We start from the raw sequence: 20,947 nt of genomic DNA on the forward strand, positions 1-20,947 counted from the left end.
TTGACACATGATATGACGATTCGCAAAGCACACCCATCCAAAGCCCATACATTGGCAGGGTTGATGAACCTAGCCATGTCCGAGATTGTCTTTCAATTTATTGGCCGAGACGACATAGATGAGGCAAACAAGTTTATGGCTCATTTTATAGCGCGTCCGGACAATCAATATACGTACGATCATATTTTTGTTGCCGAAGAAGGTCATCAGATCCTAGGACAGATCTGTCTATATCCTGGGGAAGATCTTGTCAAATTGAGGCAGCCTATCCTAGACTTTGTCAAAAAAGAATTTGGCACAGACTACGAGGCAGGTCAAGAAACCCAAGCCGGTGAGATTTATATCGACACCTTGGCTGTCAGTCCACAGGCACAAGGCAAAGGCATTGGTAAGACTTTGTTGGAATTTGTTATTGACCTATATGTATATCAGCAGAATCAAATATTGGGACTGTTGGTCGAAAAGACAAATCCACATGCAAAACGTCTCTACGAAAAGGTTGGGTTTGAGGTCAAGGGAGAAATCATCATTTTTGGAAAAGTCATGGAACACATGCAAATAGGAGCATAGTGCCTATGCCGATCTCCTTGGGTAACGATTTATAGTGTTGTTATTGGGATTCTAAGGTTTGTCGAATAATCTATTGACGCTATATAATCATTTATCAAACTTTTCTCCTATTTTTACGTTTTATGTTAAAAAGAATAGGTTAACGAAGTTTATAGAGGCTTGAATAGATATATACGAATTTTTCTTCGCACTATTTTGTGGATTGTAGGTTCCCTGATAGTTTTGTTTTTCTTGATTGTTTTTCTGCTGCGGCAACCCACCGTCCAAAACTATGTCGTGGGTAAAGTAACGCATTATTTGGAAACAAAAATCGGCACACCTGTTCGTATAGGTTACATCAACATTGCTTTCCCTAAAAAACTGGTTCTGGAAGACATTTATTTTGAAGACCAAAGCCGGGATACCCTTTTGGCCGGAGAGAAGCTATCGGTCGATATCAGCATGTGGCGATTGCTGAAAAACACTGTTGCCATCCAGGAAATAGACCTGACCGGCATCACGGCCAAGATCAACAGGACAGCTCCAGACGGTCAATTTAATTTTGATTATATCATGCAGGCCTTTTCTTCCGGAGAGGAGTCCCCTGCACAGACCGACACCTCCTCTTCGCCTATGATTTTTGACATAGACAAGGTCAAGCTAGACCGTATACGCTTTGTCTACAACGACGATATGATCGGTATGGGGGCTGACATCAACCTACAGCATCTGGATACACGTATCAAGACCTTTGATCTTACCGACAACATGACGTTTGACGTTCCTGCTATCAACATAGATGGACTGATCGCACATATCAAACAGTGGACTCCGGCGACAGAAGCCACCACACCCACAGCGGAGGATTTCGGCATCACGGACGAAAACACACAAAACAGTTCACTCCTTCCCAACCTTGCGACACAGACCATCCAGCTCAAAAACATATTGATCAGCTATGCAGATCAGTCCTCTGCAATGGATACCCGCTTTGACATCAAAAACCTTTCGGCCAATATCGATGAGATTGACCTCAATAAAGAAGTAGTCCGACTGCGGGAGCTTATGTTGGATGGTTCGGATTCTTATGTCCTGTTGGGCAAGACAACCAAACAACTTCAAAACAACAATGACACAAGCTCCGTCAACTGGGTGGTATCCGCCGAGCGGTTATCCATAGACAAAACCAATTTTTGGTTTAAGGATGACAATCAACCTCGGATGAAAGGCTTTGATTATTTCAACATCAAAATAACAGATCTGGGCGGAGCATTGGATGACCTATATTATTCTTCGGATTCCATCTCCGGTTCATTGGCCAATCTGACAGCCAAGGATCATTCGGGTTTCTATCTTAAACAGCTCAAAGGCGATTTTGAATATACCAATACCGGAGCAGAGATCAAGAACCTCTTGGCCCAGACACCACGCACGACAATCCGGGATTACATCAAGATAAGCTATCCTTCGCTGGATGTATTATCTGACAATCTCCAGTCCTTACAGATCAACGCCAATATCCGCAAAACACAGATCGATATGACCGACATCCGGTTCTTTGTACCCGATCTGGACACGATGGAAGTGATGAAGCCGCTGTTGACCAAAAGTTTCTACATTGACAGCCGGATATCGGGCAAGCTCAACGATCTGCACATTCCCCATCTGGAATTCAAGACCCTTGACAACACCGAGATTAGTGCCAGCGCACATATCAAAGGACTTCCTGATGTAGACCGTATGAATATCGATCTGGACGTAAAGAAATTGAACACATCCAAAAGGGATCTGGATCAGCTCATCGCCAAATCCCTATTACCAAAAGATTTCCAATTCCCCAATGTGATGGCTCTTTCGGGGACCCTCTCCGGGGGAATGAGTGGATTTGATGCCAACATGTCCTTGCATACGGACAAGGGCAATGCCACAGTCAATGGAAACCTCAACATGGCGCCTCAAGACACCACCTATGACGCCCAAGTGACGATCGACAATTTTAACATCGGACATATATTAAACCAAGACTCTGTATTAGGTATTGTAGCTGTAGACATGCATGTCAAAGGTCGCGGATTGGATCCAAAGACCATGACTGCCAATCTTAATGGCCGTGTCAATACACTGGAAGCCATGGGCTATGCCTACCACGATATATCCTTGGATATGGACGCCAACGAGGGGGATATTGCCGGACAGGTCAAGAGTACAGATCCCAACATCAAGTTTAACATGGACATCGCAGCGGATATGCGAGGCCAATACCCCAAAGCCAAGATGGATCTGATGATAGACAGTGTCAATCTTCAAAACCTCAAACTCATGGAAGACAATATGCGCTACCATGGCAAGGTCACGGCAGACTTCAGAACCGCAGATCTTAATTTTCTGAATGGCCGCATAGATATTACCCAGTCTTCCATCGCCTACAATCAAGAGCGGTATGCCCTCGATACAATCTCACTGATCGCGCTTGCCGACACGTCCAAAAACAGTTTGATACTCCGGTCAGAATTTCTGAGAGCACACTTGGTCGGCAAATACAAGCTGACCGAACTGGGACTCTCCCTACAGGACATCGCCAAGGTGTACTATAACCCTACAAACGACACAACCAAGGTTCAATCCTATGAAGACCAACAATTTGAGTTTTCTGCCACACTGAACAATTCGCGCTTCATACGTGACTTTTTTCCCGGACTGGAGCAGATGAGCGACATCACACTAGATGGAACATTCAACAGTAAAGAGCAGAGCATCATGGCCAAATTGATTGCCCCCAACCTCAACTATGATGGCACCGTCGTACAAAATATAGGTGTAGATCTGGTCACGGCCGACAGTACCCTATATTATTCGGCATTGATCGAAAAAATAAAAATAAGCAACATTGAGCTCAACAATACGGTGCTCAGTGGACAAGTCAGTGAAAACACGTTGGACTTTGGGCTATGGATCAAGGACAAGCAAGCCAAAGACCGTTATCATCTCGGCATGCAGATGTCTGTCAACGAAAACAATTACATACTACACCTGTTTGAAGATGGGCTAATGTTGAATTATGACACGTGGAATATTTCGCCCGACAACCAAATAATGTTTGGTAACAATGGGATATTGGCACGCAATTTCCGACTTAGCCGTGAGGGACAGGAGCTATTCGTACAATCGCAGGATTCGACGTTCAATTCTCCGATAGACATCACTTTCAACAACTTCCGCATCGAAACTTTCAGCCAGATGCTGGAATCCGAGGTCTTGGATATCGGAGGAGGTATCAACGGTACGGCCACCATTTCTCGATTGGATGCTAACCCGGTATTTGTATCAGATTTGGAAATACAAAAATTTCAGTTTGGACAACAGCCTGTCGGTAATGTGCTCTTGAAAGTAAACAATGAAAAGGAGAATACTTTTGCTGCTGACATCCGGATCACCGAAAATGGCAACGATGTACAGCTTTTGGGCGAATTCATCTCCCCCCCTTCCGGACAGTCTTCTTTCAACGCAACATTAGATCTCAAACCTATGAAATTGAAGACTGTCGAGGCTTTCAGTATGGGCTACCTGCAAGGGTGTGAAGGAGATCTCACAGGATCGTTAAAGATCACCGGAACGACCAAAGCTCCCCGTATCAATGGCGATCTGACCTTTGTCAAAGGCAAGGTCAATATCAGTATGCTCAATGCAGACCTACTGATGGACAACCAAAAAATTACGTTCAACAACCAAGGTATACAGTTCCGCCAATTCCAATTGGCGGATATCAAGGGCAATACGGCCAAATTGAACGGAAGCGTAACGACACAAACATATACCAACTTTGATTTCAACCTCAACCTCACAACGAATAATTTTGCCGTGGTAAATTCTACACGTGAAGACAACGACCTGTTTTTCGGCAAACTATTTGTGACCTCCAACATCCGTATCCGTGGCAATATGGACAAGCCTACCATAGACGGCAATGTCACGGCAAACAGCAATACGGACTTTGTCTTTATCGTACCCAACGAGAATCCCGGTGTAGCGGACAGAGACGGAGTCGTAAAATTCGTGGACAAGAGCGACACAGCGCGTACCAATGTCTTTGCACAGCTGGATTCTCTAACTACCGCCACGACCCTATCCGGTTATGACATTGCCCTCAATCTGGCGACAGACCGCGAAGCGAAATTTAAGATTATCATTGACGAAGGTTCACAGGATGCGCTCAATATCCAAGGTATAGCCGAGATCAATACGACCATCGATGCCAGCGACAAGATCACCATGTCGGGGACATTTACCGTAGAAGACGGAAGCTACTCATTCAACTTTGGCCCTGTCAAACGGGAATTTGATTTCCAGAAAGGAAGTACCATCACCTGGAATGGCGATCCTTTGGACGCTCGGATGGATATCACAGCCGTGTACAAAGGCAAATTCCCGACATTGGAATTGGTCGCCAACCAAATCGGCAACGACAGTCAGAATCTCTATAAGCAACGTATTCCATTCGATGTCAAGTTGATTTTGACAGGCGAACTTTTCAAACCAGATATTAGATTTGACATTGATCTGGATGAAAATAATGCTATCGTCTCCCAGGATGTGGTCAGCAAGGTCAATATCGGACTAGCCTCTTTGAAGGAGGATCCGGCAGAGCTCAACAAACAGGTTTTTTCGCTCATTATATTGGGACGTTTTATTTCTGCCAATCCTTTCGAAAGTCTTTCGGGAGGCGGCGGCGTAGAGAGTACCGTACGGAATTCGGTCAGTCAATTGCTATCGGCCCAACTCAACAAGTTAGCATCCGACCTGATCAAAGGTGTAGAGCTGGATTTTAATCTACAGTCCGAACAAGATTATCTCACGGGTACGGGCAACAATCGAACAGATCTCAATGTAGGTATCTCCAAGATGCTTTTTGATGACCGTCTCAAAATCACCGTAGGCTCCAACTTTGAGGTGGAGGGCACTTCCCGCCCGGGGGAAAACCCAAACAACATCGCCGGAGACATATCCATGGATTACCAACTCTCCAAAGATGGCCGCTATTTTGTGCGGGCATATCGCAAAAACCAGTACCAAGCCACACTACAAGGCCAATTTGTAGAGACGGGAATAGGTTTCATTATCAATATGAGCTACGACAAATTCAAAGAACTCTTTATGAGTACCAAAGCATTGGAAGCCTATTACAACACGGATAGCCGTAGCTTCAGAAGAAGGTTTGATGTCGAGCGAATGGAGACCGACTCGGTGTATAGGGACAGTGTACGCTTTGTGATCCGCGACAGCCTGATGAAGCACAGTCCCGAGTACAGAAAACGCATAGAAGAACGACAAAAAGAGGAAGAATTGAAGCGACAACAGGATTCTATACCACAACAAGAGCCTAAGGACTCTTCCTCAAATTCGGCTCGGTCCTTCATACAAAAACCAATCGCATACATCCCACAGGAAGGAAGGAGACGTTATGAAAATTAAGTTGCTGAGCTGTACCACTTTAGTGTCATTGTTGTTTCTAGCCTCCTGCAATTCAACCAAACATCTTGCCGAGGGCGAGAAGCTGTATGATGGAGGCAAAGTAGTCTTGGAAATGGACACAGCCGTACCAGTTGCGAGAAAACAGGCATTCGAGGAGCATTTGGAAGGACTGCTAATGCCTAAGCCAAACAAAAAACTGCTAGGTTGGCGGTGGAAACTGGGTTTCTGGAGTATGGGAGGAGGCTACGATTCAACAAAAAACATCGTCAAAAAACAATTTAAAAAATGGGGAGAAGAGCCTGTACTCCTCAGTGATGTCAATCGGGAGTACAACGAAAACCTGCTGCGCAATAGGGTAGAAAACCTGGGTTTTTTCAATGCCTCCTTCAGTTCGGACACATCTTCAAACGGCAAGATAGCCACGATCACCTACACCGGTATCCCAAGAAGCATATATCGTATTCGTTCTGTGCATTACGATGTCGACAGTACCTCTCAGTTGGGATATGACATTGTCTCCGATAAGGAGAATTCACTTTTACAGGTTGGAAAGAACTATAATCTGGACGTGATCATCAGCGAACGGGAACGTATAGACAATAGTCTCAAAAACAAAGGATACTATTTTTTCAATCCCGACAATATCCTGGTCGAGGTAGACAGCACCATCGGTGACCATAAGGTCGATATGTATGTCACGATAAAACCCGAAACTGCCGCCCAAGCCAAACAGCCACAGCGTATCGGTGATATCTATATCTATCCCAACTACAAATTGGATTCACAAGGATATACACGGAGACGTCAGCGCAATCTGGAGCTCTTCGAAAACAATTACTACTTTATCGATCCACAGAATACCTTTAGAAAAAAAGTACTGGCCAATCATATTTTCTTCGAGAAGAATCAGCTGTACAATAGGCATGACCACAATCTGACGATCAGCCATCTGGTCAATCTCAATGCCTTCAAGTTCGTCAAAAATAATTTTGAACCCAGCTCTAACGAGGAAAATGCTCTGGATGTCTATTATTATCTGACACCATTGCCAAAGAAATCCCTGCGGTTTGAGATCCTCGGAAAAACAGCGTCGGTCTACAACGGCTCAGAAGCCAATGTAACATGGACTTTGCGCAATGCATTTAGAGGAGCCGAGACCGTGACATTGAACGTATTTGGAGGATACGAAACCCAAACGGGTGGAAAGGTCAATCTCAATTCAGCCTATTATCGCTTCGGTACCGAATTGGGTATTTCCTGGCCACGTATTCTTGCGCCATTCGATTGGTCGCCATCTAGGCGCTTCATTCCTCGTACATATCTCAAGTTCGGTTACGAATTTCTCAACAGACGGACAGCTTATATGCTCAATTCCTCTTCTTTGACCTATGGCTACCAATGGAAAGAAAATGATCAGAAGCAGCATGATCTCAGTGTAGCAGAAATCATCTATGTACAGCCTCGCAATATTACGGACGAGTACCAGGCACAGATGGATACAGTCCCGACGCTAAGACATATTGTAGAGCCGCAGTTTTCCTTTGGTCCAAATTATACATTTACCTTTACGAACACAATGCAGCAGGAGCTGAAGCACAATTTTTACTTCAAAGGCAGCATCAATCTCTCTGGCAATGTACTCGGTCTTATCCAAGGGGCAGATTATAAGAATGACAATATAAAAACACTATTCAATACACCTTACAGTCAATTTGTCAAGGTAGAAGCAGATTTTAGACATTATCTCAATATCACTAAAAACGCACAACTCGCCTCTCGCATCATGGTGGGAACAAGTTATTCTTACGGCAACTCGTACTCTCTCCCCTATCTGAAACAATATTATTCAGGAGGGCCAAACGGACTCCGCGCATTCAGAGCCAGATCGGTAGGCCCTGGTTCTTCGGCCCCGGAAAACCTGGGGGAAAACAACTTCTTTGCTGACCAAACGGGGGACTACAAATTGGAGCTGAATACAGAATACAGAGCCAAGCTTGCAGGGATTTTGCACTGGGCAGCTTTTATCGATGCCGGAAATATATGGGTGCAGCATGAAGACAATTACAAACCGGGGGCTGGCCTGTCCAAGAACTTTCTGTCCGAGCTTGCTGTAGGTGGTGGATTGGGGCTACGGTTTGATTTTACTTTCCTTATCTTACGTACAGATTTTGCCATTCCGTTTCGTGTCCCCTATCGTGATAAAGGAGACCGTTGGGTATTTAAGGACATCAATTTCAGAAGCTCCGGATGGCGGTCAGACAATTTGGTGTTCAATCTGGCGATCGGTTATCCTTTTTAGGGTATATTGTGATTCTTTATCTCCCGCAGATAACGCAGATTCTCCGCAGAAGACAATCTGTGCTATCTGCGAAAAAATCCGTGTGGATCAGCGGAAAAAATCGATATATTCTCTACATAAATACCCTACCCTACAATATTTTTTAGTACATTTATAACAGTTAAACTACTAAAGCTATTTTGTCATGAAAATAACAGTCATCGGAGCAGGAGCAGTAGGAGCCTCTACAGCAGACAACATCATTCGCCGCAATTTTGCAGAAGAAGTCATCTTATTGGACATCAAGGAGGGAGTTGCTGAGGGCAAGGCGCAGGACATGATGCAGACAGCCGCTTTACTGGGATTCAATACCAAACTCAAGGGTGTCACCAATGATTACGCACAGACCGCAGGCTCATCGGTAGCCGTGATTACTTCCGGTATACCCCGCAAACCTGGCATGACCCGCGAAGAATTGATTGGAACAAATGCAGGAATAGTCAAATCAGTAGTAGACAATCTTATTAAATATTCTCCCGACATCATCATCATTGTCGTCTCCAATCCCATGGATACCATGACCTATCTGGCTCTAAAGTCCAGTGGACTACCCAAAAACCGGATAATAGGTATGGGAGGTGCGTTGGATTCGGCACGTTTCAAATACCAGCTTGCGACCAAATTAAACGCCTCTCCAGGCGATTTGAATGCGATTGTCATCGGCGGACACGGAGACACAACCATGATCCCATTGATCAAAAAAGCAACGTGGAACAGCATCCCTGTCACCCACTTCCTGACCGAAGAGGAACAAGCTGAAATCGCACAGAAAACAATGGTGGGCGGAGCAACCTTGACTGCGCTGATCGGCACCTCTGCCTGGTATGCACCAGGAGCAGCAACGGCTGCTATGGTAGAAAGTATCGTTCTTGATCAGAACCGATTGTTTACGGCATCGGTGTATCTGGAAGGTGAGTTAGGACAAGAGGATATCAATATCGGCGTGCCTGTCATCATCAATAAAAAAGGATGGGACAAAGTCGTACCCATTGAGCTCGATGAACAGGAAAAACAACTTTTCGAAGCAAGTGCCACTGCCGTACGTAATATGAACAACGTATTGAAGGACAGTAATATCTTATAGAAACCTATCTTTGATAGGTCACGACAATATGCAAAAAATTCCCCTGTCTGTCTGTAACCTTCAAGGTGACGGTTACCATATTTTATTGAAAGTAGAGCTATTCGACAAGACGTTTCACATGGTCGTTGACACGGGCGCATCCAAGACTGTCCTGGACAGGGATATGCTCCTACAGTCGGGGATAGCCGAGACAGCTTTTCAACACACGGATGTTCTTTCGACAGGATTGGGGACAAACAGCATGCAGAGCCATATATTGGATCTACCCTATCTGAAAATAGGCCCATGGCACACCAAAAACCTCCAAGTGGCCGTATTGGATCTTTCGGCAATCAACTATGCCTACGAGCAGATGAATTTCCCCAAAGTGGTCGGTGTTTTGGGAGGAGACGTACTCATGCAGTTTGGAGCAGTCATTAATTACAAGACAAAGACCTTGCAATTGAATGAAAGGAAAAGACGGCAAACGGGCGAAAAGACTACTCCAAAAAGATAGATTTTAGTACCCTAAAAAACGAAGGAAAAAAGACTAACGAATAGACAACCGCTTGATCACGGTCTCTGTACCAGAGGTCAATTTGATGAAGTAAAAGCCTGCAGAAACCTTACTTTCGGTATCAAAAGACAGCGACTGTGCACCTGCATCCAAATTGCTGTTTGACAGGTTTAGTACTTCATTTCCCAATGCATCCATCAACTTGATCACGACAGTACTTTCTTTCGACAACTTGAAATTGACGTTAATCTGTTCGGCAACAGGATTATACATCACTTTCACGTTTGTAATATTCTTTTCGGCATCGTCATCTTTTCCCATGTACCCCCCAACAGAAGATTCCATGGACATGTTGGTCCGGGCATAATCGTGTCCGAATACGGGCATAGCCAATGAAAGCACAGCAAACATAATGATGTTTACCATGATCAACTTTGTCCTATATAAAACGAAAACTTTCATACCTTTACGACTCCAAGAGTAAAATTTAGTTTAACAAAAACAGTAATTAGTTATGTTAGGTTTTACTTGTAACAAATATAAATGTTTTTTTCAAGAATGAGACTCCGATTAAAAAAAAATCAAAGCTTTTAACAATTTTTAACGGCAAATTACGTTAACCAATTATTTCATTATTTTTGGCACGACTTTTACACACGTAGACAGACATCAAATACAACATGGCATCCAGTCAAAAAACAGGAATCAACCGACTGACTTTTAGCGGCTTACTCATTTCCCTCGGTATTATATTTGGAGACATCGGTACCTCTCCATTATATGTTTTCAAAGCTATTTTCAACAAGAATATCATAGATGCAGATCTGGTCATCGGCAGTATTTCATGCGTATTCTGGACGTTAACATTACAGACGACGATCAAATATGTATTGATTACCTTGAATGCAGACAATAAGGGAGAAGGAGGCATACTATCCCTCTACTCCCTCGTCAAGAGAAGGGCAAAATGGCTCATCATACCGGCCATCATCGGTGCTTCCACTTTATTGGCCGATGGGATGATTACTCCCGCTATTACCATTTCGTCTGCCGTGGAGGGATTGGCCATTCATGACCCCGACTTTCCTGTCATTCCACTTGTCATTATCATCATCACCTTACTGTTTCTCATCCAACGGTTTGGGACATCCATCGTAGGCCGGGTATTTGGACCACTCATGTTGCTTTGGTTTAGCACGATTGGCCTGTTGGGATTCTGCTATATCCATCATGCTCCGGAAGTTTTCAAAGCTTTAAATCCATATTATGCCATACAGACCATCATCCACTACCCTAACGCTCTTTTTATCATAGGTGCTATCTTCCTCTGCACAACAGGGGCCGAAGCGTTGTATTCGGACATGGGACATTGTGGCAAATCCAACATCCGTATCAGTTGGATATTCGTAAAGCTAGCCTTAATCCTGAATTATTTCGGGCAGGGTGCCTGGTTGATTGGGCACGAGGGACAACAGATCGGCACGACCAATCCATTTTATGCCATCATGCCAGATTGGTTTGTCCTCTATGGTATCCTGATCGCTACCATAGCAGCTATCATTGCCAGCCAGGCCATGATTTCGGGTTCATTCACATTGATATCTGAAGCAGTCCGACTCAATATTTGGCCCAAAGTATCTATACGATATCCCAGCGACCAAAAAGGGCAGCTGTATGTCCCATCCATCAACTTGCTTCTATACATTGGCTGTATGCTGATCATATTCGTTTTTCGAGAGTCTGACAATATGGAAGCAGCCTATGGTCTTGCGATCAACCTGACGTTTATTTCTACCACGATTCTGATGTGTTTCTTTTTATTAAGAAAACACGTCAAAACACTTTGGGTTGTTGTATTTGCATTGGTATATTTCAGTCTGGAAACCGCTTTTTTAGCTGGCAACGCAGTCAAAATAAGTCATGGCGGCTGGTTGACCCTGCTCCTTGCAGCTTCCATCTTTGGTACAATGTACACTTGGTACATTGCGCGAAAAATTAAAAACAACTATGTACGTTTCGTAGATATCAAACCATATTACCCGATTATTTCGGAGTTGAGCAAGGACAAGTCCGTGCCGACCTTTGCCTCTCAGCTCGTCTACTTGACCAGTGCAAACAACAAAGAAGAAATCGAAGCAAAAATCATGTATTCTATCATCAACAAAAAGCCCAAACGGGCTGATGTGTATTGGCTGGTACACGTGGACGTCATGGATGTGCCCCATGCCAAGGATTACCATGTCACGTCACTCATCCCGGGCAAACTCATACGTATTGACTTCAAGCTAGGATTTCGGGAAGAACAAAAAATCAGCCTGCTATTCCGAAAAGTTGTCGAAGAAATGGTCAAGAATGGAGAAATAGATATCACCAGTCAATATGACACCTTAAAAAAGCATCAGATTCCCGGAGATTTCAACTTTGTGGTACTGGAAAAAGTTTTTACCAAGACCTCTGACCTCAGCTGGGGCAAAAGAATCGTCATGGAGTACTACAGAATACTCAAGCATTTCAGTCTGAGCGAAGAAAAAGGATTTGGATTGGACAGCAGTTTTGTGACACTGGAGCGTGTACCTTTGAATATTCCGAACACGCAGCATATAGAACTGCATAGAATATAGTGAAGAAAAAGACCTATAAGATTTTGAAAATCTTATAGGTCTTTTTTTTAAAGGAGAAGTTATTATTCTTCAATAGCCTTCACACCCGGCAGGACCTTACCCTCCATGTATTCCAATAGTGCACCACCACCGGTACTCACATAGCTGACATGCTCGGTCATACCAAACTTCGCGACTGCGGCAGCAGAATCACCTCCACCGATCAGGGAGAATGCTCCTCGTTCGGTAGCAGCCACTACAGCATCGGCCACAACTTTGGTACCTTTGGCAAAAGTATCGAATTCAAAAACGCCCATTGGGCCATTCCACAGCAAGGTATTGGACGCACGGATGACTTCCGCAAAATGCTCTGCCGATTCGCTACCTATATCCAACCCTTCTCTATCTGCCGGTATCTGATCATTTGGTCCGTTATAGACCTCAGCATCATTTGAAAATTTGTCCGCGATCTGGGCATCGGTAGGCAATACGAGATTGACGTCCTTTTCTTCGGCTTTTTTGACAAGTTCATTGGCCAAGTCAAGTTTATCAAGTTCCACAAGGGATTTTCCGATCTCACCTCCCCGTGCCTTTACAAAGGTATAGGCCATTCCTCCTCCGATGATAAGGTTATCTACTTTATCCAACAAAGCCTCAATAAGCTCTATCTTGTCCGACACCTTGGCCCCTCCCATGATAGCTGTAAACGGTCTTTCCGGATTGTTCAATACTTTCTCCGCATTACTGAGCTCAGCGGCCATCAGATAGCCGAAATATTTCGCATCGGGAAAGAATTGTGCAATAACGGCTGTAGAAGCATGGGCTCTGTGCGCGGTACCAAAGGCATCATTGACATATACATCACCCAGCTGAGCCAATTTTTCGGCAAAATCTTTATCTCCTTTTTCTTCTTCTTTATAGAAGCGAAGGTTTTCCAACAGCAAAACTTGTCCAGGTTTTAATTCCCCGGATTTCTGTGCCGCCTCGGTACCGATACAGTCGTCTGCAAACTGTACGTCTACTCCCAATACCTTGGAGAGGTAAGGGACAATGTGCTTTAGAGAATACTTTTCTGTAGGCCCCTCTTTTGGCCTCCCTAAGTGGGACATTAAGACGACCGCTCCACCATCGGCCAATATTTTCTTTATGGTGGGTAGTGCTCCTTGGATTCGGTTATCGTCCGTGATGTTATAATTATCATCCAGCGGCACATTAAAATCTACGCGGATTAATGCTTTTTTGTCTTTAAAATTTAAATTGTCAATTGTTTTCATAAATGATCGTTATCTAATTTTTCCATCTCCGGTTTCAACATAGGCAATGAAAAAAATCTCCTGTCCAGTCCGTTGATTTTGGCGTGTAAATATATAAAAAAGGGAATGGTTTTTACCATTTTTTAGCCTCGGATTCGAATCCGAGGCTAAAAAATGTTTAATATATCTCTACTGTATACGGTATTCTTGCTTGTATACCCGTATTCGTCAGTACTTTTTTGAGGTCGATCAGATAACGTTGGTACTCACCGATCTCATCCTCCAACATCCAATTTTTGATTTTGTCCTTGGATGTGGACAGCAGGTTGGCAAAGGGATCTTTCTTTTCAGGCAATTCGACCACCTTGTAATCTTTCAATTCAGCTTTGTTTGCTGCGGCAGTAATGGCCTGTTGCAAATTTCCAACTTTATCCACCAGTCCAAGCTGTACGGCCTGTTCGCCTGTCCACACTCTTCCCTGTCCTATACTATCCACTTGTGCAACCGTTATCTTGCGGCCATTCGCCACCCTTTCCATAAAGGTAGTATAGACCTTATCTACTTCTTTCTGAATGATTGCCCTTTCTTCTGCTGTGAGTGGCCTGTCGGGATCAGCCATCAAGGACGAATATTTGCCCGTACTCACACCATCCACATACACCCCCAACTTATTGTTCAACAGCCCCTTAAAGTTAGGGATAATACCAAATACACCGATAGAGCCCGTCAAGGTCGTAGACTCCGCAAAGATCGAATCTGCTGCTGCTGAAATATAGTATCCACCCGATGCTGCATAATCGCCCATGGATACGACGATAGGTTTCACTTGCTTGGTCAGTTCGACTTCACGCCAGATTACATCGGAAGCCAAAGCTGATCCTCCGGGCGAATTGACGCGCAACACCACAGCTTTCACATCCTTATCCTTACGGATTTTTCGCAATTCCCTGGATATTCTATCCCCTCCTATATTGGTACCATCTCCCTCTCCATCGACGATATCACCATAGGCATACAGTACGGCTACCTTATCTTTTGCAGAGCCAGTCTCTTTCTTACCTGCATAAGATAGCAGAGAAACTGCCGGAATATCTTTATCCTCATCGATGCCTATCAAAAGCTTCAATTCGTTCAGCAATTCGTCCTTATAAAGTTTTTTGTCCACAAATTTATATTGCAGGGCATCATCGGCGTCACGAATGAGGTATTCATTGGCAATATGCCGCAAACTGTCTTTGTCTACCTGTCGTCCTGAGGCTATATCCGATAAAAAATTGTTATAGATGCTATGGAGGTAGGAGGTCACCTGCTCTCGATTGGCCGGACTCATCTCATTGAGCATAAATGGCTCTACGGCCGATTTGTAAGTTCCCACTTTGATAACCTGCATATCTATCCCCAGTTTGTCCAAGGCATCTTTCAAAAATACCACGGACGAGCTTAGTCCCCTAAAATCAACAGAACCTTCGGGGTGTAGATACACATCATCAGCCACCGAAGCAAGGTAATATGCTTTTTGGGAATAGACCTCACTGTAAGCTACGATAAATTTTTTGGATTCCTTGAAATCCAACAGGGCATCGCGAATGGCTTTCAGTGTCGCAAATCCTACACCTACTGTGCTGGGATTAAGATAGATCCCTTTGATATTGTCATCTGTTTTCGCAGCCTTGATACGGGCAAGTATATCGTTCAGACCTATAGACCGTTCGCTCCCATAGATAGGGATATTCAATTCGTCAAAGGGGTTGCTTTCCGTCTTTTCGACTACTGCATGGTTCAGGTTGATGTAGAGCACCGAATTGGCCGACACGGAGGCCGTCTTGGTCTGTGTCGACTGCTGTACCAATGCGCCTATAAAAACCATAATCCCAAAAAATAAAATTACCGCTGCGATAAGAACGCCGGTAAGAGTTGCTAGAACTTGTTTTAAAAACTCCATATTTGTATAAAATAATACCTAAATTAAGGAATTATTTGGTTTTACAGTACATTTTATTCAATTGTTATACACATGAACAAGGTCTATATCTTATTGGGTGCCAATCTGGGTAATCCGCTCGAACAGATCGAGCAGGCCAAAAACAGTATTGATACTACCATCGGAAAGATTGTCACGCGGTCTTCGCTATACGAAACTGAAGCTTGGGGGTTAGAAGAACAACCTCCTTTTTTCAATCAGGTCATTCTGGTCGAAACGGATATGCTTGCACCCGACGTCTTGGCAACTTGCCAGGAAATCGAAAATACATTGGGACGTGTGCGCCACAAAAAATGGGATACCCGCATCATTGACATCGATATCCTGTATTTCAATGACGAATGCATCCATACGCCCAAACTGGTCGTACCGCATCCTTATTTACATTTTCGTCGGTTTACGCTCGTTCCTCTCTGCGAAATTGCACCCGAATATGTACATCCACAGTTGTTCAAAACAAATCAAGAACTGTTGGAAGCAAGTACCGATCCCTTGTCTGTAAAAAAACTTGATCTCACATGATATATCGCCACCTCAATCCAGACACTATACGCAAAGCCATGATGGACAATGATGACATGACCAGGCAGTTTGTGGACATGTATATATTACAATGTCCTTCCGATTTCCAACAATTGATCGAAAATGTAAACAATGGATATCTCCAAGGTACTGCTGATGCAGCACACCATATCAAACCTACCATGGAGTATGTAGGAGCCACTGCCCTACGAATAGCTTTCCAAGAATTGGAAGATTTGGCACGGAGGGGAGAAGACAACGGCATGATCCGGAAAAAATTCGAAGCCCTTCAAGCTAATTTCGATGAGCTGATGAAAGAATTACAGGATTTTCGGGAGAGATTATGATGTTACGGAAACAACTACATTAAACGGGGCAGAACATATTGTTAAGATGTGTTAAAGTGACACACAGGCACAAGATTGGCATACCGCTTGCTATATATTTAGTACTTCATAATTTTAGGTTTATAATTGGTTAGTTAGTAAAAATCCTGAGGCTCCCCGCTTCAGGATTTTTTCATTACCTACTAACAAAACTCAAGTCGGGCAGCAGATGAACCTATTTTGCCCAGGAATACTTGACAGCAAATAAGTAGGGTTTCTATGCTTGATAAGATGGCGCAAAACCTGTATCTTTGTCCTAATGGATAACTTCATTGTCTCAGCCCGTAAATACCGCCCTGTCACCTTCGATTCTGTCGTAGGGCAGCGACATATTACGAATACGCTAAAGAACGCCATCCACAACAATCAACTGGCCCAAGCCTTTTTGTTTTGCGGTCCACGCGGGGTCGGAAAGACTACCTGTGCGCGTATTTTGGCCAAGACAATCAATTGTGAACAGATCACTGACAAGACAGAGGCCTGTGGCGAATGTGCCAGCTGTCAGTCTTTCCAGAGCGGGGCCTCGTTCAGCATTCATGAATTGGATGCCGCTTCCAACAATTCGGTAGAGGATATCCGTAGCCTGATCGAACAGGTACGCATCCCTCCACAGACCGGAAAATACAAAATCTACATCATAGATGAGGTACACATGTTGTCACAGGCAGCATTCAATGCTTTTCTTAAGACATTGGAAGAACCTCCCTCCTATGCCATCTTCATCTTGGCGACCACGGAAAAACACAAGATATTGCCGACTATCCTGTCAAGGTGTCAGATATTTGACTTCAATCGCATCAAAGTGGAGGATATGGCAAACCATTTGGCTTCCATTGCGGACAAAGAAGGCATAAGCTACGAGCAGGATGGTCTACATGTGATTGCCCAAAAAGCCGATGGAGGTCTGCGTGACGCCCTTTCTATGTTTGACCAGATCGTCAGTTTTTCCGATCGTCAAGTTACTTATCAGGCTGTCATCGAAAACCTAAATATCCTCGATTACGAATATTACTTCCAGTTATTAGAGGCCGTTGTCAAAGAACAAGCCGCAGAAGCCTTGTTGATCTTTGATACAATTCTAAACAGAGGGTTTGACGGTGGTCATTTTATGGCGGGCCTTTCAAATCATCTCCGCAATCTACTCGTCACCAAGGAACCCAAGACATTGAAACTACTGGAAGTAAGCGAAAACGTCAAAAAGCGTTACCTGGAACAGTCCGCCACCATCAGCTCAGGACTGTTATTGTCAGCGATGAATATCGCCAATCAATGTGAGATCAACTACAGAACAAGCAAGAATCAACGTCTACAGGTTGAACTGGCCCTGTTAAAGATGTGCCACCTATCCTCGGCGATCAAGATGGCCGTACAAGGTGTATCGGTTCCTCCCGCAACGGAGCAAAAAAAAAAACTAGTTGATTACACCGCACCTACAAAAACAGAACAACCTATCCCTGTATCTGTCGCCCGAGAGGAAGCGGCTCCCATAAAATCCCCGACAATACCTGCTCCGGCAGCGAATACTGTTGAACAACGTACTACAGAAGCTGCTCCCCCTAAACCCTACACTCCGGGCAAAGGATGGGGCAACATCAAATCAGCTGTCGCTGTGCCGAACCTGCAAACCGTCTTTGAAGAAACTGCGACAGGAGAAGGTGAGAAAGAAGAGCTCGTCGTCGGAAGTGAATACCAAGATGTCACCTTCAACAATTTCCTAGGCAAATGGAGCACCTTTGCCGAGAAAATGAAAAACGAAAGCAGAATTACCATCTATACGATCATGACGGCTTCTACTCCACGTCTTGATGGAACGGTGATTGAAATCGATGTGGAAAATATGGTGCAGATGGAACAGATCAAAGAGAGCAAGATCGATATCTTGAATTATCTGCGCGTGGAGCTTCGCAATTTTGCCCTGGATCTCAAAGCTGTACAGGTTGAGCAGACCCGATCCTTAAAACCTTATACATCACAGGAAAAATACCAAGCCATGGCGGCCAAGAATCCAGCCTTGGAGACACTGCGAAAAACATTCAACTTAGGCTTGAGCTGACGATGTACGGGCGAAACATTTTTCGCCCCTACCTACATTTTTTGATTTATTAATTTTTAATTTGCGAATATGCAACATTTTCAACGAAGAGACAGAGGGGATAAAAAAGAGTCCAATCAGATGGTCTTTGGTATCCGGGCAGTCATAGAGGCTATAGACAGCGGCAAAGAGATCGAATCGATCTTTGTACAGCGGGGTCTCAGCGGTAGCCTATTCATGGAGCTGAAGGCCTTGTTGAAAGAACACAACATAGGATTCCAACAAGTACCGATAGAAAAACTCAACCGCATTACACGCAAAAACCATCAAGGTGTCATCGCGGTCATATCACCGATCACTTACCACAATATTGAAGATCTGCTACCTATCCTATACGAACGAGGCGAAGTACCCTTGCTCTTGATGCTGGACGGTGTGACGGATGTGCGCAATATGGGTGCTATAGCCCGTACGGCAGAGTGTGCCGGTGTACACGCCCTTATCGTACCTCAGAAAGGTTCGGCCGAAATCAATCCGGATGCGATCAAAACTTCTGCCGGGGCATTGTACAAAATTCCTGTATGTCGTCAGGATTCACTGGGCAAGACCGGTCGTTTTTTGATTGATTCAGGTATACAGTTGGTGGTCGGCACCGAAAAAACCGATTCTTCTATCTACGATGTAGATTATACTGTACCTACCTGTATCATTATGGGTGCCGAAGATATAGGCGTTTCGAATGACTTGATACGCATTTCGGACAAACTGGCACGAATTCCAATGTTTGGGGAGATCAAATCGTTGAACGTATCCGTATCTGCCGGAGTCGTCATCTACGAAGCTATTCGACAGCGTGGGTTGGAAAAATAAAGTAGAGACGCATAATTATGCGTCTCTACCAATGTATTAATCATGAAGCTTTCCAACCATCAGTTGCAAATGCCTCAAATCATCCGAAGCCGGAGCTTCATATACCTCCAAATGAAAATATTTGATGGCAGCAAATAAGTGATCAAAGATATCTGCCATAATCTCTTCGAAAACTGCCCAGCGTATATCATTCGTAAACATATACAGCTCAATGGGGAGACCCGTTTCAGCCGGAGCCAATTGGCGTACCAATAAGGTCATACCTTGATGTATACGTGGATTTTGCCGGGCATAGGCCATAATATAAGCCCTAAATAGCCCTACATTCGTCATACGTCGTCCATTGATAGGCATGGAGGCATCGGCCCGCGTACTTTCATTGTAGGCTTTGATTTCCTCCCGTCTTTTTTCAATATAGTCAGAAAGGATAGCGATAGCATGCAATTTTTCGATCTCCTCTTCCGTCAAAAACCGAATAGTTGATATTTTGACATGTATCGCACGTTTGATACGTCTACCTCCCGAAGCCTGCATACCACGCCAATTCTTGAACGAATCAGCAAGCAGAAGATGGGTTGGGATCGTCGTGATGGTCTTATCCCAATTCTGTACCTTAATATTGTTCAGATTGATCTCGATGACATCACCGTCAGCACCGTATTTGGGCATTTCGATCCAGTCGCCCACACGGATAGAATCATTGGCAGAAACTTGTACACTCGCCACAAAGCCCAAGATGGTATCCTTGAATATCAACATCAGAATAGCCGATGCCGCACCGAGAGAAGCTAAGAACGTCCATGGCGAATTGCCGGTAATGATGGAAAAGATAATCGTTCCTCCGACAAAGAGCAGGAAAATCTCAAAGACCTGTAGATAGCTGTCCAGTGGTTTGTCCGAGAATGCCGGTTTTGTTCGGGCAATATCCCGGATCACCTTAAAGATAGACCGAATGATCATCAATAACGTAACGACCATCAAGATATCGACAAAGGTCACCAATACTCCAACCAAGGGAGGATACCCCTGAAAAACCACTGGAATGAGGTATTTCGTCACAGACAGCGGAATATATCGACCTATATAAACGAGTGTCTTGTTCTGGATCAAAAAATCATCAAAGTTATTCTTTGTTCTTCGGATGATTTTTACGACAAGATTGATGATCAGCTTATTGGTAATAAAATCGACCACAAGCAATACGACAATAAGGACAGCAACCCAGATAGCCGTGTTGACGATATGAGCCAGTTGCTCAGAAAGATGCCATTGTTCAAGCTTTTTGAACGTGTAGCTGTAGAGTTGGTTATGGTCAATCGGGGATAGGTTTTCAAGAATGTGTTGTGATGTTTCGCTTAAATTCATCT

14 protein-coding genes are annotated in these 20,947 nt (G+C 44.2%); 10 read left to right on the forward strand and 4 right to left on the reverse strand.

The window, feature by feature from the left end:
• The 5 genes from G5B00_RS16330 to G5B00_RS16350 all read left to right on the forward strand — a co-directional run.
• Positions 1-570, forward strand: a 570-nt coding sequence (locus tag G5B00_RS16330; RefSeq protein WP_163878015.1) for a GNAT family N-acetyltransferase, incomplete at its 5' end; no start/stop codon positions are given.
• Positions 571-846: 276 nt separating this feature from the next.
• On the forward strand, positions 847-6,018 hold the full coding sequence (locus G5B00_RS16335; RefSeq protein ID WP_317168862.1) for a translocation/assembly module TamB domain-containing protein: 5,172 nt from the start codon (positions 847-849) through the stop codon (positions 6,016-6,018).
• Complete coding sequence (locus G5B00_RS16340) at positions 6,008-8,317, forward strand: BamA/TamA family outer membrane protein (protein WP_163878023.1); 2,310 nt, start codon at positions 6,008-6,010, stop codon at positions 8,315-8,317. Before G5B00_RS16335 ends, G5B00_RS16340 begins: the two co-directional genes overlap by 11 nt.
• 184 nt (positions 8,318-8,501) lie before the next feature.
• On the forward strand, positions 8,502-9,440 hold the full coding sequence (locus G5B00_RS16345; protein WP_163878026.1) for a malate dehydrogenase: 939 nt from the start codon (positions 8,502-8,504) through the stop codon (positions 9,438-9,440).
• A 28-nt stretch (positions 9,441-9,468) separates the two neighbouring features.
• Positions 9,469-9,936 (forward strand): retropepsin-like aspartic protease, encoded by a 468-nt coding sequence (locus G5B00_RS16350; RefSeq protein ID WP_163878029.1) that lies wholly within the window; start codon positions 9,469-9,471, stop codon positions 9,934-9,936.
• Between the two features lie 33 nt (positions 9,937-9,969).
• Here the strand turns inward: G5B00_RS16350 and G5B00_RS16355 are convergent, their stop codons facing one another.
• Positions 9,970-10,362: a T9SS type A sorting domain-containing protein gene (locus G5B00_RS16355; RefSeq protein WP_205966452.1), complete on the reverse strand. Its 393-nt coding sequence runs from the start codon at positions 10,360-10,362 to the stop codon at positions 9,970-9,972.
• A gap of 254 nt (positions 10,363-10,616) precedes the next feature.
• Here G5B00_RS16355 and G5B00_RS16360 point away from each other — a divergent pair, with 254 nt between their 5' ends.
• Positions 10,617-12,557, forward strand: coding sequence for a KUP/HAK/KT family potassium transporter (locus tag G5B00_RS16360; RefSeq protein ID WP_163878035.1), 1,941 nt, complete (start codon positions 10,617-10,619; stop codon positions 12,555-12,557).
• Positions 12,558-12,619: 62 nt separating this feature from the next.
• Here G5B00_RS16360 and G5B00_RS16365 read toward each other — a convergent pair whose 3' ends face one another.
• Positions 12,620-13,810: a phosphoglycerate kinase gene (locus tag G5B00_RS16365; RefSeq protein WP_163878039.1), complete on the reverse strand. Its 1,191-nt coding sequence runs from the start codon at positions 13,808-13,810 to the stop codon at positions 12,620-12,622.
• A gap of 157 nt (positions 13,811-13,967) precedes the next feature.
• Complete coding sequence (gene sppA / locus G5B00_RS16370) at positions 13,968-15,731, reverse strand: signal peptide peptidase SppA (protein WP_163878042.1); 1,764 nt, start codon at positions 15,729-15,731, stop codon at positions 13,968-13,970.
• A gap of 72 nt (positions 15,732-15,803) precedes the next feature.
• Here sppA and folK point away from each other — a divergent pair, with 72 nt between their 5' ends.
• The 4 genes from folK to rlmB all read left to right on the forward strand — a co-directional run bounded on the left by folK (position 15,804) and on the right by rlmB (position 19,580).
• The gene (folK, locus tag G5B00_RS16375; protein WP_163878045.1) at positions 15,804-16,292 is read left to right on the forward strand and encodes a 2-amino-4-hydroxy-6-hydroxymethyldihydropteridine diphosphokinase; all 489 of its coding nucleotides are present in this window, start codon (positions 15,804-15,806) and stop codon (positions 16,290-16,292) included.
• On the forward strand, positions 16,289-16,639 hold the full coding sequence (locus G5B00_RS16380; protein ID WP_163878048.1) for an Hpt domain-containing protein: 351 nt from the start codon (positions 16,289-16,291) through the stop codon (positions 16,637-16,639). Before folK ends, G5B00_RS16380 begins: the two co-directional genes overlap by 4 nt.
• A gap of 298 nt (positions 16,640-16,937) precedes the next feature.
• Entirely contained in the window at positions 16,938-18,731 is a 1,794-nt protein-coding gene (locus G5B00_RS16385) for a DNA polymerase III subunit gamma/tau (protein WP_163878051.1), read from the forward strand.
• Between the two features lie 69 nt (positions 18,732-18,800).
• Positions 18,801-19,580: a 23S rRNA (guanosine(2251)-2'-O)-methyltransferase RlmB gene (rlmB, locus tag G5B00_RS16390; RefSeq protein ID WP_163878053.1), complete on the forward strand. Its 780-nt coding sequence runs from the start codon at positions 18,801-18,803 to the stop codon at positions 19,578-19,580.
• Between the two features lie 36 nt (positions 19,581-19,616).
• On the opposite strand, the gene G5B00_RS16395 is transcribed toward rlmB, so the two are convergent.
• Positions 19,617-20,945 carry a mechanosensitive ion channel family protein gene (locus G5B00_RS16395; protein ID WP_163878056.1) on the reverse strand — a complete coding sequence of 443 codons (1,329 nt, stop codon included), beginning with the start codon at positions 20,943-20,945 and terminating at the stop codon, positions 19,617-19,619.
• Between the last annotated feature and the right edge of the window lie 2 nt (positions 20,946-20,947).

Origin of the sequence: Parapedobacter sp. SGR-10 (genome assembly GCF_011030405.1) — a bacterium.
Lineage (GTDB): Bacteria > Bacteroidota > Bacteroidia > Sphingobacteriales > Sphingobacteriaceae > Sphingobacterium.

Bases quoted from the DNA above. Each gene is read 5' to 3' on its own strand.
- folK (WP_163878045.1), top strand. From the start codon at position 15,804: ATGAACAAGGTCTATATCTTATTGGGTGCCAATCTGGGTAATCCGCTC.
- G5B00_RS16340 (WP_163878023.1), top strand. From the start codon at position 6,008: ATGAAAATTAAGTTGCTGAGCTGTACCACTTTAGTGTCATTGTTGTTT.
- G5B00_RS16345 (WP_163878026.1), top strand. From the start codon at position 8,502: ATGAAAATAACAGTCATCGGAGCAGGAGCAGTAGGAGCCTCTACAGCA.
- rlmB (WP_163878053.1), top strand. From the start codon at position 18,801: ATGCAACATTTTCAACGAAGAGACAGAGGGGATAAAAAAGAGTCCAAT.
- G5B00_RS16350 (WP_163878029.1), top strand. From the start codon at position 9,469: ATGCAAAAAATTCCCCTGTCTGTCTGTAACCTTCAAGGTGACGGTTAC.
- G5B00_RS16385 (WP_163878051.1), top strand. From the start codon at position 16,938: ATGGATAACTTCATTGTCTCAGCCCGTAAATACCGCCCTGTCACCTTC.
- sppA (WP_163878042.1), bottom strand. From the start codon at position 15,731: ATGGAGTTTTTAAAACAAGTTCTAGCAACTCTTACCGGCGTTCTTATC.
- G5B00_RS16380 (WP_163878048.1), top strand. From the start codon at position 16,289: ATGATATATCGCCACCTCAATCCAGACACTATACGCAAAGCCATGATG.
- G5B00_RS16395 (WP_163878056.1), bottom strand. From the start codon at position 20,945: ATGAATTTAAGCGAAACATCACAACACATTCTTGAAAACCTATCCCCG.
- G5B00_RS16355 (WP_205966452.1), bottom strand. From the start codon at position 10,362: ATGGTAAACATCATTATGTTTGCTGTGCTTTCATTGGCTATGCCCGTA.
- G5B00_RS16365 (WP_163878039.1), bottom strand. From the start codon at position 13,810: ATGAAAACAATTGACAATTTAAATTTTAAAGACAAAAAAGCATTAATC.
- G5B00_RS16360 (WP_163878035.1), top strand. From the start codon at position 10,617: ATGGCATCCAGTCAAAAAACAGGAATCAACCGACTGACTTTTAGCGGC.